Raw genomic sequence first — 15,748 nt, 5'->3', positions numbered from 1 at the left:
TTGGTTATTTTAGTTGAAATTCAGGTTGTCTGGCGAGGTATTGCATCAGATTGAATATTTGGGTCGGACCTTCCATGGCGGTGGCCAACGTCCAAACTGGAGAGCTTCCGCCTTCAAAATATTGGGGTGGAATATCGCCCCTGAAAATGGCGAAGGCCTTTTCATATTCGGGGGCGTTAAGCAATCCTTTCGGAAGTATAAAATCGATAATTTGTCGGGCGATGAGATCAGGGTTGTTACTGGTGAGTCCACAATTACTGCAAATGGATAGTCCGAAGGAGCGAAACTGCTCGTCGTCGGCATCAAAGAAATCCTGTAAAATAGTTTGTATCGTCAGCCATCGCCCGATCATAAAGTTGGTGTTGATCCATTGCCGGTTGCGCTGCCATCCCGCTACATCAAAAGGGTCGAACAACCTCTGGCTCAATAATCCGGCGTAGTTGACCAAGCTGGCCACGGTGGTGTCGTCATGGGCAAAACCGCTTTCCTTTAAAAAATTAAAATAAAAATCGAAAGGACTTTTAATGATTACTCCAATAGCTTCATCATCAAAGAAGTGTTGGCTTTTAAAAAGTTCGGATAGTACGGGGGCAATCTTGAAATTAGTAGCTACAAAGGTGGTTGCCATACCGGATATGATGGCTTGGGCATTGCCAGCAGCGTCCTTTGAATCTGGATGCACGAAGAATTCGTAGAGTTTTCTGCAGATGAACTCCGCAATTTCATCCGCTCGTTGTTCGAAGAGAATATCGATAACGTCATCATAGCCCCAATTACCTGTTTGGCCAAGTATGGTCTTGGAACCCTCATCATGTCGATCGGCACTAAAGGCAACCGGTTCGCAGCCTAATTCGCCACGTTCGACGTATCCTGTCAACGCTTTTGCAGTCTCGATGATATCCTGTTCGGTATAGCCGTTCCCTTCGCCTAAAGTAAAAAGTTCGTAAAGTTCACGGCCGTAATTTTCGTTCGGGTTATTGCGGTTGTTGTATGCCCCATCCAAATAATACAACATCGCGTCGGTCAGGCCGATTTCGCTGACAAATGTCTTGAAATTACCTAGGGCGTTGCGCTGTAAACAATTGATATAGCGATAGAGAAAGGGGTTGCATTCGTAGATATCAAGTTCCGTAACGAAATGGTTGCTCCAAAAGAAGCTCATTCGGTCATAGAGATTGTTGTTTAGCAATCCCTTGGCATACGATAGGCTAAATTCTGCCCGTTGCTCCCTTTGCATCTCGTTGCGCAGATCGTCATCTTCTGGGTAATTGCTACTATTCCAGTTTGCCCAAGCAGGGGGGGCAAGGGGCGCTTGGTTCAAAGCCTGGTTGAAAAGGGAGTCCACCAGCGTACCTGCATTCATGCCGACTGCTAAGTCAAGGGTCTGGGCGGAGGCACTGAACCCGAGTCTTCGATAAAGATGTGCGGCCTTGGGTCGATCTAAGGGCGTTGTGTACGGCGCCAAAGAGGCCGTATTGCAATTCACGAAGTATTCCATAGTTCTAAGTAGGCTTTACGCCCTATCCGTGTTTGGGAAACTGATAGGGTCGAGTTCCTAACGAACAAAGGTTCCGCAATAGTGTGGTCATTGGAGTATTTTCGATGTATGACATAAAAAATTGATCGGCATCTGCCAATTTATTCGGTAAGAAAGGCTATTTTTTCGGTGGATGGTACAATGCCGTGAACAATCAGGGGGCAATATGGGAAAACACAACGAATTCGGAAAGGAGGGGGAGGAGATAGCTACCAACTTTCTAATTGGAAAGGGATATACCATCAAATATAAAAACTACCGCCATCTAAAGTCCGAAATCGATATCATAGCCCAAAAAGGGGATATTCTTGCCATCGTCGAGGTGCGGGCGCGCAGTACCGACCATATCATTCCCATTGCTGCTACCATTACCCAAAAAAAGATACTGCTATTGCTCAAGGGCGCCAACCACTATGTAACCTCCCGAAAGCTTAGCGATGTTGAGGTGCGCTTCGATATCATTACCATTTTGAAGAATAGGTCCGTCTTTGAAATTGAGCATTTGGAGAGTGCTTTTTATCATTTTTGAGGGGTTCTCAACGCTACAAGTTGTTTTATTTGTAACAATCTGTTATTTTTGTCAATCAACCTGATTTTCAATGAAAACCATTTCCTCTATTGTCGAACAATACATTAAAAAGAAACCTTTTTTGCAAAGTGCTTTGGCCCAGGGTATTATCAACTTGACTTCGCTGTCACGCATCATAAATCCTGAAATCGAGCACGAACTTGGGAAGGAAGTCCGCAATGGGGCCATCGTAATGGCCTTAAAAAGATTATCAGACGATTTGGAGTTCCGGGCCACCCACAAGATTATCAAGATATTAAAGAATATAGGTGAAATTACCGTCCGATCTTCCTTAACGGATTTTACTTTTTTGGTGTCCGAAACCGTGTTGGATAACCAAGCTCAACTGTTGGATGAAGTCAACAAGAACAAGGAGGTGTTCTATACCTCTTCCCGTGGGGTGAACGAATTGAATATCGTGGTCAGTAATAGTCTTGATGCCACGGTCGAGTCGCTTTTCGAAAAGGAGCGGTGTACCCAAAAGGCAGAAAACCTTTCTTCGATTACCGTGAAATTACCCGCGGAAAACGTTTCTGTACCGGGTATTTACTATTTTATTTTTCAGCGATTGGCTTGGGAAGGTATCGTGCTTTATGAGGTGATTTCGACTACCAATGAGTTTACCATTCTCGTAGACGACGACCAAGTCGATGTGGCGTTCAAGACGATTAAGGATTTGAAGACACTGTGACAATTTCTCAATTTGAAAATGTAGTAATTTGAAAATCAAGTGATATTTCTCTAAAGTTACTTTTCAAAAGTTCTCAAAAACAATTTTGTGAAAAGGGACGTCCGGCAAACGCTCTAGTGCAATACGTGTTTATTTCTCTCTATAAATCCCTAAGTTTTCTCTGTGATTCTCTGCGAAGTAAGCCACGTCCTTTGCTGCCAAAGACCTCCCAACCGTGGCTACTAACCACTATGTATTTCCTTCCAAGAACTTCACGACCTCAATATCACTCTCCGGTTTTGCAATGATCCTTTTGTTCGCATCCAAAATAAAAAAGGTAGGGGTTTTGTGGATGTCGTATACTTTGGCGTATTCGCTGTCCCAATGATCAAGGGCCAGTACATGCTCGAAATCGGGAAGTTTGGCCGATTCTTTCTCCCAATTCTCCTTGCCGTCTTCGAGGCCAACGGCGATAACTTTTATATCGGGATATTGTTTTAGCTTCTCATGCAACGGAGGTATCTCGTGCAGGCAATGCGAGCAGGTGCTACTCCAAAAAATAAGGATGTAGCAATCCGCTCCGTCCATTTCGCTCAAGGTTTTGGTCGTATTTCCGTCCTTCCAGGTGATTTCGGGGGGTATGGCGCCTATTTGTAAACGGTTTTGGACTTCTATGTCATCGACGGTTTTTTGGTTACCGGTTTCTTCAGCTAAGGGTTTTAGGTAGGTGTCGAGAATATGGTCGGCCGTAGCGTAAAACCCGTTTGCCGTCGCTTTGGTGTAGAAGGTATGGTATATATGGAAGCGATAAGCGGCATCCGTGCCCTTTAATTCGGAGGCTATTTTGTCGATGTTTTTCTGAAGGATTTTTTGGGTCTCCGCCTTGGATCTTTTTTCTGTCGATACGGCGGTAAAGACATAGTTGCTCAATTTGTCCGTCAAGAATGCCGAGCTCTGTAAAACTGGGTCATTCAGATCAAGATGTTCAAAATAGCGGTCTTTTTTATGCTGCCAGTAGGTTTCACTGGTTTCATATTCGGAGGGAATGTAAGACCGGTTGGCGGCTATAAAATGGTGTGCCAAGAGGCCTTCCGATTCATCTTCGTAGGCGTTTTGAGCTGTTTCCATTCTATCGATGAGCTTTGCAAAAGCATCCTTATCGGTTTTTCCCGCTTGGTAAAAGTCGATGAACGCCTGTTTTGCGGCATTGATTTCCTTGAAATAGGCATCGAAAATCCGGTTTTCTTTCGATGAAGTAAACGAAACTCCTGTTTTGGAATCGAAGTTTATTTGCACATCTTCTTTTCCGTTGTAGAGTACGTCAAAATAAAATTTTTCTTGGGGTACGGCATAGACCAGTCGATAGGTACCAGGTTCTGCCTCTGCAGGGAAATTAAGTGTAAACGCTCCGTTTTTAATCGCGGTATCGACGGTATAGGCTTGGTTGCCCGACTTGAGATGGTAGGCAATCAGCCACTTATAATCTTTGGCGGGCGTAAAGGTGCCGGAGATGCTGTGCTGTGCAGTACCGATGGTGCCGGATAATAATAGGACTAGAATTACTAACTTTTTCATGTAAAGGGATATTTAAAAGCGGTATCAAAATTACTTTTAATACCGCTTTTATCCAATGAAAATGTCATACTTGTTTTTATTGAACTGGTCTCGAAGTATTCTTTTAGCTACAATTTTCAAATTTTACGTGCTATATTTTGTCTTTTCTTCTCACCGTAGCTATGGCTATGCTGCTCAAAGAAACCGTCATAAAGGCTCTAACTCAGTTGTATTTTGTCGTTTAAGGGTTCATCTTATACTATTGCAAACGAATCCGTTGTGGTATTACGGTCCTTTGGCTCGTATTTTGGGGCGGTAAGTGCATATATTTCCATTTCCCCGTCGTGGTCGGCATCGAAAAGCGTTTTGGCCGTTAGCTTTTTATCGTTCAATTCTAAAATGAGTCTGAAGCCTTTGCGTAGGTAATCCACTTGTAGAAAGTATCGGTTTTTTTTTGGGATAGATCGACTATTATAAGAGGATGTAAATTCAGTTTTTTAATCCTTGATCGTTTCTTTTTCTTTCATCTGAAACGGAGCAGGTTGACAGCAATCCTGAGTACCCCCGACTTCGACGGTCGAAGACCCGAACACGGTAATTTCGGACTTTATAAAATCCTCTTCATTGGCCTCGTAGATATTGTCCACATATTTTTGTGGATTGCGGTCGATATACGGGAACCAGGTGCTGTGGATCTGCACCATGATGCGGTGTCCTTTTTTGAAGGTATGCAGAATATCCTGTAAACGGAAGTTTATGTCTTCGGCCTTACCGGGAACAAAGGGCTCTGGTTTTTCAAAACTGTTTCGGAACCTCCCCCGGAAAACTTCGGCACGGACCAGCTGTTGGTAATCGCCCATGACAATATTATCGGGATTATGCTCGTAATTTTCATGGTCGGGCGGATACACATCAATCAGCTTTACGATAAAATCGGCATCGGTAGTACTGATAGCTACCTTCAGTTTGGCCAAAATCTCGCCGGCAAGCATTCTATCGGCGGCTAGCGGTTCGGTTTCAAAAGTGAGCACATCGGGCCGACGGGACGCTTGGCGCTGATCGTCGGACATGTATCTGCGGGGCGTAAAAGTCAAGCCTTCGATCTGTGAGGTATAGGGTACGGGCTTTTTAGGATCGCTGGTGTATTCGAATTCCGCCGTTTCGTCTATGGGGCCATCAATGCTGAGTTTGCCGTTTTTGCCAAAGCCCAAACTTACCGCTTCGATGTTTTCGGGTGGCCATTGGTCGAATTTTTTCCATTCCTTCGAACCCGTATCAAACATGTAGGCCTCGGGCAAAGGATCTGAGACCTCGTCCTTTAAGTGTTTGGCAAAGAATTTCCGCTCTATTTCCTTTTGGAAAAACGTAGCGATGCTATCTCCGAAATAAATGTTGTTGTGCACGGTCTTTCCTTTTTCCCGTGCCCAGCCCCCATGATCAAACGGGCCCATTACGATGGTATTGGTAGCTTTTGGACTGGTAGCTTCCACGGTCTTGTAAATGTTCAACGGGCCGTAGAGGTCTTCGGCATCGAACCATCCGCCTACGGTCATTACGGCCGGGGTTATATTTTTCAAGTGGGGCAGGATGTTTCTTTTCTGCCAGAATTCGTCATAGTTTGGGTGTTCGGTAATCTGCTTCCAAAAGAAATTATCGTTATGAAATTTTTCGGTGATGTTCTTAAGCGGGCCCATCCGGAGGAAGAAATCATAAGCATCGGGGGCGGGATTCTCATAAAACCGCATCAACTTATCGGTATACCAAGGTTCGCGGGTCAAACTGTCCTTTTGATAGCCGAAGACGGCGAAGGCCGCGGTATAGCTTTCCAAATAGGCGCCCTGGTGATGGAAATCGTCAAAGAAAAAGTCCGCAATCGGGGCCTGTGGCGAAGATGCCTTGAGGGCTGGATGCGCATCGATCATACCTGCGGCCGTATAATGTCCGGGATACGATATGCCGTACATACCTACCTTGCCGTTGTTTCCCTTGATGTTCTTGACCATCCATTCTATCGTATCGTAGGTATCCGAACTTTCATCGATATCCTTTTTGTTCTTCGGATTGTTTCCGGGGATGTTCGGCCGCATATTATCGAAGGTGCCGTCGGACATATAGCGGCCCCGAACATCCTGAAAGACCAAAATATAACCGTCTTCCACCAAATATTTGGAAGGATATCCGCTGTACTGGTAATCGGTGTTGTTGGAGGCATTGTAGCAGGTGCGGTTCATCAGAATGGGATACTTTTTTGAGGTATTCTTGGGCGTATAGACAACCGTAAAGAGTTCGGCCCCGTCGCGCATGGGGATGCGATATTCCTTCAGGTCGTAGTTTTGCTTCAACAGCAGTGAATCGGCATTTTGGGCATGGGAAGTCGCAAACAAAAGCAACAGCAGTATACAAAGGGGAAGTTTGATTTTCAGCATTCTATCTTGAGGATTAATTCAAAAGTAAAGATACTCATTTATCTTTGGAATACGGCCCATAAATAGCGTCCCGAAATGCTTTGTGTAGCCCGATCTGGTCATAGGGAAACAATTGCACGAACAACACCGCGGTCAAGTCGTTCACCGGATCTACCCAAAACAGGGTGCTGGCCGCCCCATCCCAGAAAAACTCGCCTACCACACCTTTGTTTTCGTCGTCATCGACCGGGGGCGCGACCCGAACTGCAAAGTCGATACCAAAACCGACCTGTCCTTTGCTCGGTAAAAAATGACGTTCTGTAACACTGTCGGCCAATTGGTTGGTGGCCATCAATTTTACGGTTTCCGGTTTTAGCACGGTCACGGAATCCAATGTTCCTTCGTTGACCAACATACGGGCAAAGCGCATGTAATCGTCGAGGGTCGAGGAGAGACCCGATCCGCCTCGGGTCATCGGCCATTTTTCAGTATAGTTGCTGTAGGTGACGGTGTCCCTTTCCAAGATGCCTTCGCCTGTTCTCCGGTACAGTGCAGCGAAGCGGTCGCGATTTTTCTCGGGAATGAAATAGCCGGTCTCGTTCATGTTCAAGGGGTCTAGTACATGTTCACGCACATATTCCCCATAAGGCTGCCCCGAAATCCTTTCTACCAAAAAGGCCTGTACATCAACGGAAGGGCCGTACAGCCATTGTTCCCCGGGGCTAAATGCCAAAGGAACCTTGCTTATTTTTTCGGCCATCTGCCCCAAGGTATTTTCGCGATTCAGGGCATCGGCATCTTCTACCAGTTTTCCAAGTCCAGATTCGCCCGTAATTCCAAAACCGGCCGTATGGCGGGTAAGGTCGCGAATTGTCATGGGGCGTTTCGGCTCTTCGAGAATCGGTTTTCCCGAGGCGTCTTCTCCCCCATAAACTTTGATTTGGGCAAATTCAGGAGCGTATTTTGATACCGGGTCGTCTAGGTCGAACTTTCCTTTCTCGTATAAGCTCATCAAAGCCGTACCCGTAATCGGTTTGGTCATGGAATACATCTGTACGATAGTATTTCTATCCATCGGCTTTTTTGCTTCACGGTCGGCATACCCGAAGGCATTGAAATAGACTTCTTTGTCTTTTTCGAAGATAAGGGCGGAAACTCCGGCAATATTCCCAGAATCAACGAACGCCTGCAATGTGGAGTCTAAAGCGGACTTGACATTGTCGGTTACCAACATTTTCGGGATTACTTCAGATTTAGGTTCGGGTTTGGCTTCTTTACAGGCGATTGTAAGAAAAAGAATAAAGCCTACGGAAAGGCAAAGCGCTTTGATTTTCATTCCAGGTGTTTTAGATGGTCCAATTTAGGAAATTATCCCAATTAATGCCTTTATATTTAACGCTTTCATAAATGGGCCTGCTAGGCGGCTCAAAACAATCGCTTCACATAGCATGATGCAGAAAATCTACCACTTCCGCCTTGCCCTCGGGTAGACATTGGTCTTTGGTCAATGCTAATTATTAAAATCCTAAAAATATTACATGGGCCAATACAAAGTTTGCCTTGACAACTCTAGGATCGGCACCCTATTTGCTAAGGCCTCTGACCAGACAATTGGGTTGGCTGGTCAAGATATTCGGGATGGGTTTAACAAGAATTTTATGCAATTGTTTCTTAATTTTGATTAATTTGAATATCTTACTTGAAAAATTGAACAACTATGAAAGAGTTTGCATTGCCCATTCGGTTCGGAGTAGCTACAAGCGGTTCGTTGATCGCGTATTTTTTGGTTCTGGCGCTTTTCGACCTGCATACGAATGTCTTTTTCAGCCTTTTCAACGGAGTCATTACGGGCTTCGGTATCTATGAGGCCATCAAGTATTTTAGATTGAGCGAAAAGCATGCTTTTAATTATGGCAAGGGCTTCACTGCGGGAATTGTCACCGGGTTTATCGCCACCATACTATTTACTCTTTTTTTTGCTGTATACTCCACAGAAATCAATCCGGAATTTTTACGTCAGCTTGCCGATACCTGGTTCAAAAGTTTTAAGGATTTCGAAGCCATCGTTTTCTTCACAGTGGCCATTATGGGTTTTGCCACCACGTTAGTCCTAACCCTTTCTTTTATGCAACTCTTCAAAACACCTCGAAGTTCCAAGAAAAAAACTGCTTAAAATTAGAAATACCGTTTGTGCATTAGTGAATTAGCACTATATTTGCATCCGCTTATTGAAAAAATAGGTGGTAAATCAAACAAATACACACATTATGTATGCAATCGTAGAGATGGCAGGGCAGCAATTTAAAGTTGCGAAAGACCAAAAAGTGTATGTGCACCGTTTACAGACCGAAGAAGGCAAAAAGGTAACTTTTGGTAACGTACTTCTTTTGGGCGACGGAACGGACATCACTATTGGCGCCCCGGCTATAGACGGAGCCTCGGTTGAGGCCAAAGTCATTCGACACCTAAAAGGTGACAAGGTTATCGTCTTTAAGAAGAAAAGACGTAAAGGATACCAAAAGAAAAACGGACACCGTCAATCGTTGACCGAAATCGTAATCGAGAGTATCGTTACCAAAGGTGCTAAAAAAGCGGAGAAGAAGGAAGAAGCCAAACCCGTAGCTAAGAAAGACGCCAAGGAAAAATCGGCACCTGCAGAAAACGCGGCCGCCCCTAAAGCAAAAGCTGAAAAAGCTACCCCACAAAAGGAAGCTTCAACAAAAAGCGAGACCAAGGCGAAACCCGATAAGGACGAGGTCAGCGAGAATTTGATTTCACGCGCAGAGCATAGGGCAGAAGATTCACATATTGAGATAGATGTGGACAAGCTGCTTCACAGTATCGGTACTTCCACAAAGGCAGATGCGGATGACTTGAAGGAAATCAACGGCATCGGACCGGCCTACGAGGAAAGATTGAACGAAGTGGGCGTTTATACTTACGAACAGATCAGTAAACTGAAGGCTGCCGATAGGGATGAACTTTCTGCACTGGATGGTATTACCCGCGAAAAAATAGAATCCGAAGAATGGGTGAAGCAGGCCAGAGAATTGCTTAAGAAAAAGTAATCGATACTATCGGAACTTCGAGAATAATCAATAATTAACAAATAATTTTTCAAGCCATGGCTCATAAAAAAGGAGTAGGTAGCTCTAAAAACGGTAGGGAATCGGAATCGAAACGCTTAGGTGTTAAGATTTTTGGTGGGCAGGCCGCTACCGCCGGCAACATCATCGTAAGACAACGGGGCACAAAGCACAATCCCGGCCAAAATGTATATTTAGGAAAAGATCATACGTTGCATGCGCGTGTAGACGGACTCGTGAAATTTGAAAAGAAAGTAGGTGGAAAGTCTTATGTTTCCATTGAGCCTTTCGAGGCTTAGGCTTTTACCTTATTGCTGTTTAAATTCGCTTTTGAGGATTTTATTTTGATTGATTGTTAGAATTCGTCTGTTTTTCTTGCATCGTCATGGGCTCGAAATTTTTATCAATTCTTTTGCTTTCTCCCTACTACCCAATCTCCCGGGATTGATGTCTTCCTCGCCCTCGGCAATCATACGATTGACCTTTCGGTGCTCCGTAGTGGGCTTTGTCGATTTTGTAGAATTTTTTAGCCTTGTGTTTTCCGTGTCGATAAAGCGGTTCAGTTCTTATTTGATTCCCTAATAAATCCGCCCTAGCAAGGCCTTGACAAAAGGTAGTTTCGGGCATCCCAAAATATAGTTTACATCCTCTCCGAACGAAGTCTCCTCATCCAAAAACTTGAATATCAATTGTGGATTACGATTCTTGAACAGGGTTTCGAAAATATGGTGGCCTTTGCCATTGTCTTTGGCAAGCACATCCAGAAACAATAAATCATAAAACCAAAATTTGTTTTTGAAACTCAATTGATTTAAAGGTTTGCCGGTTTTGAGATATTCCACAAGCTGGGGCACTTTTTTCGAGCTGCTCTTGAAGGTATAGCCGGTGCTGGGCTTAGCCCATCCGCCAGCAGTGCCGATGTAGCGGATGTTCTTGGTATGATGCTCGCGGAAATCGTAACAGGTCATGGGGATGCTGCCCTTTTCGGTATCCACAATCTCAAATTCAGCGCAGTTGAGGTCGTTTTTTAAATAATCGCTGATGGCTTTTTCATATTCCTTTTTAGGAAGCAGATTTTTGGAGAACAGCGTGTACTCCACCAATGCTTCCGTTTCTGAGAACGGCAGTACGTACATAAAACGGGTGTTGCCTTTCTGTGGGATAGAAAAATCCATATACGTGGCTTGGTCGGCATTGAAAACGGGAGATTTCGTTTTTAAGGTCCATCCTAAAAAATGCTGCTGTAAAACGGGATATTTTTCCTGATTTGTGGCCATTTTATAGTCGAAGATGCTGTTGAATACCTTCAGGGCACTATATTGGGTTTTATCCGAAGTAACAAGCACCCGATTTCCGTAATCTTCAACCTGTGTAACGCTTTCTTGATGGAAAGTGATGTTCGGATAGCTATTCAGCCGCATTAGATATTCCTCATAAAAATCAATACCCCGGATCATTTTATAGGAATACGGATGGATATCGAACTTTTTTGAAACCTCCTGTCCGCCGAAATAGATGTGATGCCAATTGTTCGAAACGATGGCATCAAATTGGCCCGCGCCTTTTTCCCAAAAACACCAGGTACGATCGTTATCGCTTTTGGCGGCCTTGTCTAACAACAAAATGGATGTATCGGAAAAAAAAGTATCCTTTCCAAGGGCATCGGCCAACATCAGGCCCGAAGCACCTGCACCGATAATAATATAGTCGTAATGTGTCATGGAGTTCAGATCGGTACAGAGTAGATTTCAAAATAGGATTGCTTAAAAACCAATACTTTTACAAAAGTAAAACTTTGCGACGTGACACCTGCGGAAGAAGATTATTTAAAGGCCATTTATTATTTGGACAAGGGGGATAACCGCACAGTGTCCACAAACGCCATAGCCGAACGGATGGCTACCAAACCCGCTTCGGTGACCGATATGGTCAAAAAGTTGGCTAAAAAAGATTGGGTCGACCATAGAATGTACAAGGGGGTCAGGCTTACGGAAAAGGGCCGGTCCTTTGCGCTATCCATCATCCGAAAACAGCACTTATGGGAAGTTTTTTTGGTGCAGAAACTGAATTTTTCTTTGGATGCGGCACCCAGAATCGCGGAACACTTGAAACATATAAAAAGCCTGGAACTCATCGATAAATTGGAGGGTCATTTAGGTTTTCCGCAACTAGCACCTTCCGGTGAACCTATACCTTCGAAAGAGGGTAGGTTTAAAAATGCGATAAAAAAACTATTAAGCGATTTGCCCGTGGGAGCATCTGGAATCTGCACAGCGGTCAAGGATTCCTCCCCCGCATTTCTCAAATTTTTAGAGAAAAACCGGATAGGCATAGGCAACTCGATTCGAATATTGGACAAAGAAGAATTCGACGGCTCGCTTGGCATACAGATCGATACCCGTGAAATACGGATATCGGAGCAGATGGCCTCGAACATTTATCTTGATTTTGTGGAGGATAATTAATTATTGACTTTTAAAGTATTGTGATAAAGAATTTTTCAATACTCAATACTCACGGCTAAATACTCACTGCTCACTGCTCTTTTTCCTGGATCTTTAATCGACTAATACCTTCCTACTCTTACCTAAGTCAACCTGCGTTTCCGGAAGAAGAATCGCCATAGCCCTACGAATCAAGTCAATATTTCCGAACAGCAGGTCGTTTTTAGATATTTTGTGTAGTACGTCTGGAACAATACCTAAATCTTCGATCGGCTCGTCGCTTTTGCGTAATATCCGTCGCACCGCAACGGTCAAATCGGCACCTTTGGGCATGGGTTTTAGCGGATTGGTATCGGTTTTCGCTTCATCGAATAAATTCCTTAAAATTTCATGGCTCCACACATTGGCGCCTCCCGCTCCCGTATTGGCATGGGTACCGATGATTTTGCCTAGCGCGTGATCTTGAAAACCTGCCGCGAACATATCTGAGGCACTGTAGCAGAGGGCATCGGTAATGAGTACCTTTGGTTTTGCAAATATACTTTGAAGGTTGTGAATGTTCTCGATTCTTGTGATCGGATAGCTACGCGAATAACGGTCTCCAGTAACCCGTGATAGGTCAATAGAACGAGTCCAATCGGAGAGGTCGATAACAGCGTTGCCCTTGGTATATTTTTCGCAGAGCCTCAGTGTAAGTGCCGAATTGATGAACTGCGCCCTTTGTAGTGCTATTTGGTTCCCGGTCAAATGGGCCAGCAACAGCTCGCTTGCCGTTATGAGTCCGCCGCCGTTGCCGCGGATATCTAAAATAAGCCCGCTGAGATGTTCCTTTTGCAGTTGCTGTAGTATTTCCCTGAAATCGGCTACAAAGTTTTCGGCGTTCGATGCGGCAAAACTATAGATACGGATGTAGGCAAAAGCCTGTTCGCTATCCGTATTTTTCACCGTTCCTTTCATTAGGTCGGGATAATGCGTCGGTCTGATCCAAAGGCTTTTCTTGGGCGGCTTTCCCTTTCGAGATACGCCGCCATAAAGTGTGGCCTTTAAACCGTTGACCGATAAAGTGTCGTAGTCAAAACCATAGGACATTCGCGTAGCGTTCGTATCTTGTTTGTCTAGTTCAAAATGCGGAGGATGGTGTGATACTAGCCACTCAAAATCCATTTCCAGAGGTTTTCCGGTGCTCGGATCATAGCAATCCAATCGCACCCTGTGGCTATCGGGCGGCCTTGTAGTGCCCAGCGAACGGATCGTAAGGGTGTCGAGCCCTCGGGCCATTTGAGCCTCGTTGTTGCTGCCCGACTGATTTTTTGAATTGAGCGCAATGGCCTTTTTAATGGGAATGTTGTTCCAGTACAAAACTTCCACACCCTTTTTATAGGCCGTTTTGTTGGCCAAGATATTTTCAAAATAGGTGGTGATGATGTATTTGGGCTCCGTATCCTCCTGTGTAGGATAGTATTCCTCGATCAGGAAGGGCAGAAATGCGAACCGGTTCCGAAACGGGCGCGGCAATATGTATTTGGTATGCAGATCGCGAAGGGAACTGAAAATGTCCAACAGTTCGTTATGGAAGGTGTCGTCATCCGCCACGGCATCGGGATCTATTCTTGTCGCGTAGTTCATGTTTCTGATCATCAAATCGATGCGATGTAGCGGATTTACGGCGTACATCGTTTGTTTCAGTATCTGGTGCACGTATACTTCGCCGAGAACAATTTTTGCTTGCTGCAAAATACACAGTTTTTCGCTATAGGAAAGATGGCTCGATGATTTAAGGAAGGTCACCAAAGCAAGGGGTTCTTCTAACGGAATCGTTTTTAGGCCTTCCAATGTGTATTCGCTGTTGGACAGCGAAAGCGACGGCCTACCGTAGAACCCGGGAAGGCCTTTGCGAACGTAAGCGGGTAGGGGATGGTACGACATTCTTCGGAAATGCTCGTCGTCTTCGATTACGGTCAATTTATCAAGCGGTAAAGGTTCGGCCAGTTCGCTGAAAGGAATTCCCGCACCCCATTCCAAATGACTTTCCTCCAGTACGTTGCCATCGGCGTCGACATGCATGTCCGGTACCAGTATCCATTTGGTTTGTAAGGGATTGTCGTGTGCTGACAATAAAGGATTGCCATTGGCATTTTCCAATTGATTCGCCAAATGATTAAGATTTTGCAATCCCGACGCAATTTTGTTCTGGGAGGCTTTTAGGGAGATACCGTCCAAAATATTTTCGGGGTCGGATTCCTTCAAGTAGATATATCGGGTGACGTTTTCAATCTTGAACTTTTCGATATCGGGGGTGTCGAAGTCGAACCTGTTCAGGATTCGCTTTTGGACGCATCTCGGAACACCGTTTATAAAGACGCCTAAAAGATGCTTCTCGGTCGCGTTTATCAATTTTTTATAGGGATTGCCCTGATAGCCCCTGACGATGAGCATATCGGCCTTCATGCCCACTTGCAATGAGCCTAGGACATTTTCCCAGCCCAAGATCTTGGCGGGATTACTGGTTACCATCTGTACCAGTTCTTCATCAGTAAATATAGGTCCGGCTTCATGGTTTTTGCTTACGAGATAAGCTACTTTTAGTTCTTCGAGCAGGTTTTTGCTACCGCTTGGGGACCAATCGGAGCCCAGCGCGATCAACACCTTGTTCTCCTTTGCCGCCTTGACATCCGAAGTGCCGCCATAGAGCACTAGATTGCTCATGGGCGACCAAGTCATGGAACCTTGTCGGTCACCGAGTACCTTGTAATCTTCCGGTTGTAGGCCCGTGCAGTGGATGCCATTGAGTTTGTCGGTGATTGCCCACTCCGTATCGTTGATCTGTAAATTGGTAAAATACGATCTCGCTTTTTCGTCGACGCCTTCCGACAGGTGCAGTAGTCTGGTCTTGGTATCCGATAAAGAGGTTAAAAACGCCTGGGCGCCTCCTTGCTCCACGTCCGCAATTCTGGTAAGGGCTTCCGGCAGCACATCTTCATTGGTTTCCTCGACATTTCGAATCAGTCCGTGGAACACTTTTTTAGTTAAGGTGGAATTGGCCAAGGTCAGTCCCTGTGAGGTGGTTACGCCGCCAATCATCGATTTGCACTCCACATAACGTACGATCGCCTCCGGGAAACCGGGCGATTTCCCTAGCGTTTGCATGGGCCCGGTGACATTTATTCGATATCCTTTGATACCGGCCCATTGCGCACGATTGCGGTATTGTTTGTCCGCGACCCAGTACGGTAATATGTTATAAGGGAGGTGATTATGCAGTTCTATCATTCCCGGATACAGGGTACCGCCCGATTTGATGACATCCGATTTTGTGAACCCGTCGGCATAGCCTTCGCTTTTGGGGCGTATGGCGGTGATAACCCCGTTTTCCACGAAAATGCGGCCCCTGTTGATCACAGTGGCCGCCTGGTCCATGGTAACGATTCTGCCCTCCAAGGCATATTTCAGTCCGAAATTGGCGTGTATGGTATTGTTGGGCATA

At 45.2% G+C, this 15,748-nt stretch carries 13 protein-coding genes; 6 read left to right on the top strand and 7 right to left on the bottom strand.

All coding sequences use genetic code 11. The features are described from left to right. Positions 1-4: 4 nt before the first annotated feature. Positions 5-1,498 (bottom strand): DUF1800 domain-containing protein, encoded by a 1,494-nt coding sequence (locus BLT07_RS01100; protein WP_091864866.1) that lies wholly within the window; start codon positions 1,496-1,498, stop codon positions 5-7. Positions 1,499-1,703: 205 nt separating this feature from the next. On the opposite strand from BLT07_RS01100, the gene BLT07_RS01095 reads away from it, so the two are divergent. Then, on the top strand, positions 1,704-2,066 hold the full coding sequence (locus BLT07_RS01095; RefSeq protein ID WP_091865576.1) for a YraN family protein: 363 nt from the start codon (positions 1,704-1,706) through the stop codon (positions 2,064-2,066). 70 nt (positions 2,067-2,136) lie between these two features. Further along, positions 2,137-2,796, top strand: a complete 660-nt coding sequence (locus BLT07_RS01090; RefSeq protein ID WP_091864865.1) for an aspartate kinase — start codon at positions 2,137-2,139, stop codon at positions 2,794-2,796. Positions 2,797-3,024: 228 nt separating this feature from the next. On the opposite strand, the gene BLT07_RS01085 is transcribed toward BLT07_RS01090, so the two are convergent. From BLT07_RS01085 to BLT07_RS01075, 4 genes are all read right to left on the bottom strand, one after another. Continuing rightward, positions 3,025-4,350, bottom strand: coding sequence for a thioredoxin-like domain-containing protein (locus BLT07_RS01085; protein WP_091864863.1), 1,326 nt, complete (start codon positions 4,348-4,350; stop codon positions 3,025-3,027). Between the two features lie 233 nt (positions 4,351-4,583). Further along, complete coding sequence (locus BLT07_RS20860; protein ID WP_175455224.1) at positions 4,584-4,760, bottom strand: hypothetical protein; 177 nt, start codon at positions 4,758-4,760, stop codon at positions 4,584-4,586. A gap of 66 nt (positions 4,761-4,826) precedes the next feature. Next, on the bottom strand, positions 4,827-6,755 hold the full coding sequence (locus BLT07_RS01080; RefSeq protein WP_091864861.1) for a CocE/NonD family hydrolase: 1,929 nt from the start codon (positions 6,753-6,755) through the stop codon (positions 4,827-4,829). Positions 6,756-6,789: 34 nt separating this feature from the next. Beyond that, positions 6,790-8,070 (bottom strand): serine hydrolase domain-containing protein, encoded by a 1,281-nt coding sequence (locus BLT07_RS01075; protein ID WP_091864859.1) that lies wholly within the window; start codon positions 8,068-8,070, stop codon positions 6,790-6,792. Between the two features lie 381 nt (positions 8,071-8,451). Here BLT07_RS01075 and BLT07_RS01070 point away from each other — a divergent pair, with 381 nt between their 5' ends. The 3 genes from BLT07_RS01070 to rpmA all read left to right on the top strand — a co-directional run bounded on the left by BLT07_RS01070 (position 8,452) and on the right by rpmA (position 10,119). Continuing rightward, on the top strand, positions 8,452-8,907 hold the full coding sequence (locus BLT07_RS01070) for a DUF4199 domain-containing protein (RefSeq protein WP_091864857.1): 456 nt from the start codon (positions 8,452-8,454) through the stop codon (positions 8,905-8,907). 94 nt (positions 8,908-9,001) lie between these two features. Then, positions 9,002-9,802: a 50S ribosomal protein L21 gene (gene rplU / locus BLT07_RS01065; RefSeq protein ID WP_091864855.1), complete on the top strand. Its 801-nt coding sequence runs from the start codon at positions 9,002-9,004 to the stop codon at positions 9,800-9,802. Between the two features lie 56 nt (positions 9,803-9,858). After that, positions 9,859-10,119 carry a 50S ribosomal protein L27 gene (gene rpmA, locus BLT07_RS01060; protein ID WP_091864853.1) on the top strand — a complete coding sequence of 87 codons (261 nt, stop codon included), beginning with the start codon at positions 9,859-9,861 and terminating at the stop codon, positions 10,117-10,119. Positions 10,120-10,398: 279 nt separating this feature from the next. On the opposite strand, the gene BLT07_RS01055 is transcribed toward rpmA, so the two are convergent. Continuing rightward, positions 10,399-11,541 (bottom strand): lycopene cyclase family protein, encoded by a 1,143-nt coding sequence (locus tag BLT07_RS01055; protein WP_091864851.1) that lies wholly within the window; start codon positions 11,539-11,541, stop codon positions 10,399-10,401. An 81-nt stretch (positions 11,542-11,622) separates the two neighbouring features. Between BLT07_RS01055 and BLT07_RS01050 the strand changes: the two genes are divergently transcribed. Beyond that, entirely contained in the window at positions 11,623-12,285 is a 663-nt protein-coding gene (locus tag BLT07_RS01050; RefSeq protein ID WP_091864849.1) for a metal-dependent transcriptional regulator, read from the top strand. A 93-nt stretch (positions 12,286-12,378) separates the two neighbouring features. On the opposite strand, the gene BLT07_RS01045 is transcribed toward BLT07_RS01050, so the two are convergent. Continuing rightward, positions 12,379-15,747: a S41 family peptidase gene (locus tag BLT07_RS01045; RefSeq protein WP_091864847.1), complete on the bottom strand. Its 3,369-nt coding sequence runs from the start codon at positions 15,745-15,747 to the stop codon at positions 12,379-12,381. Between the last annotated feature and the right edge of the window lies 1 nt (position 15,748).

Source organism: Pricia antarctica, assembly GCF_900101815.1.
GTDB classification, from domain to species: domain Bacteria; phylum Bacteroidota; class Bacteroidia; order Flavobacteriales; family Flavobacteriaceae; genus Pricia; species Pricia antarctica.
Note: the sequence above shows the minus strand (reverse complement) of the source record. Positions and strands in the feature narration are given on the sequence as shown.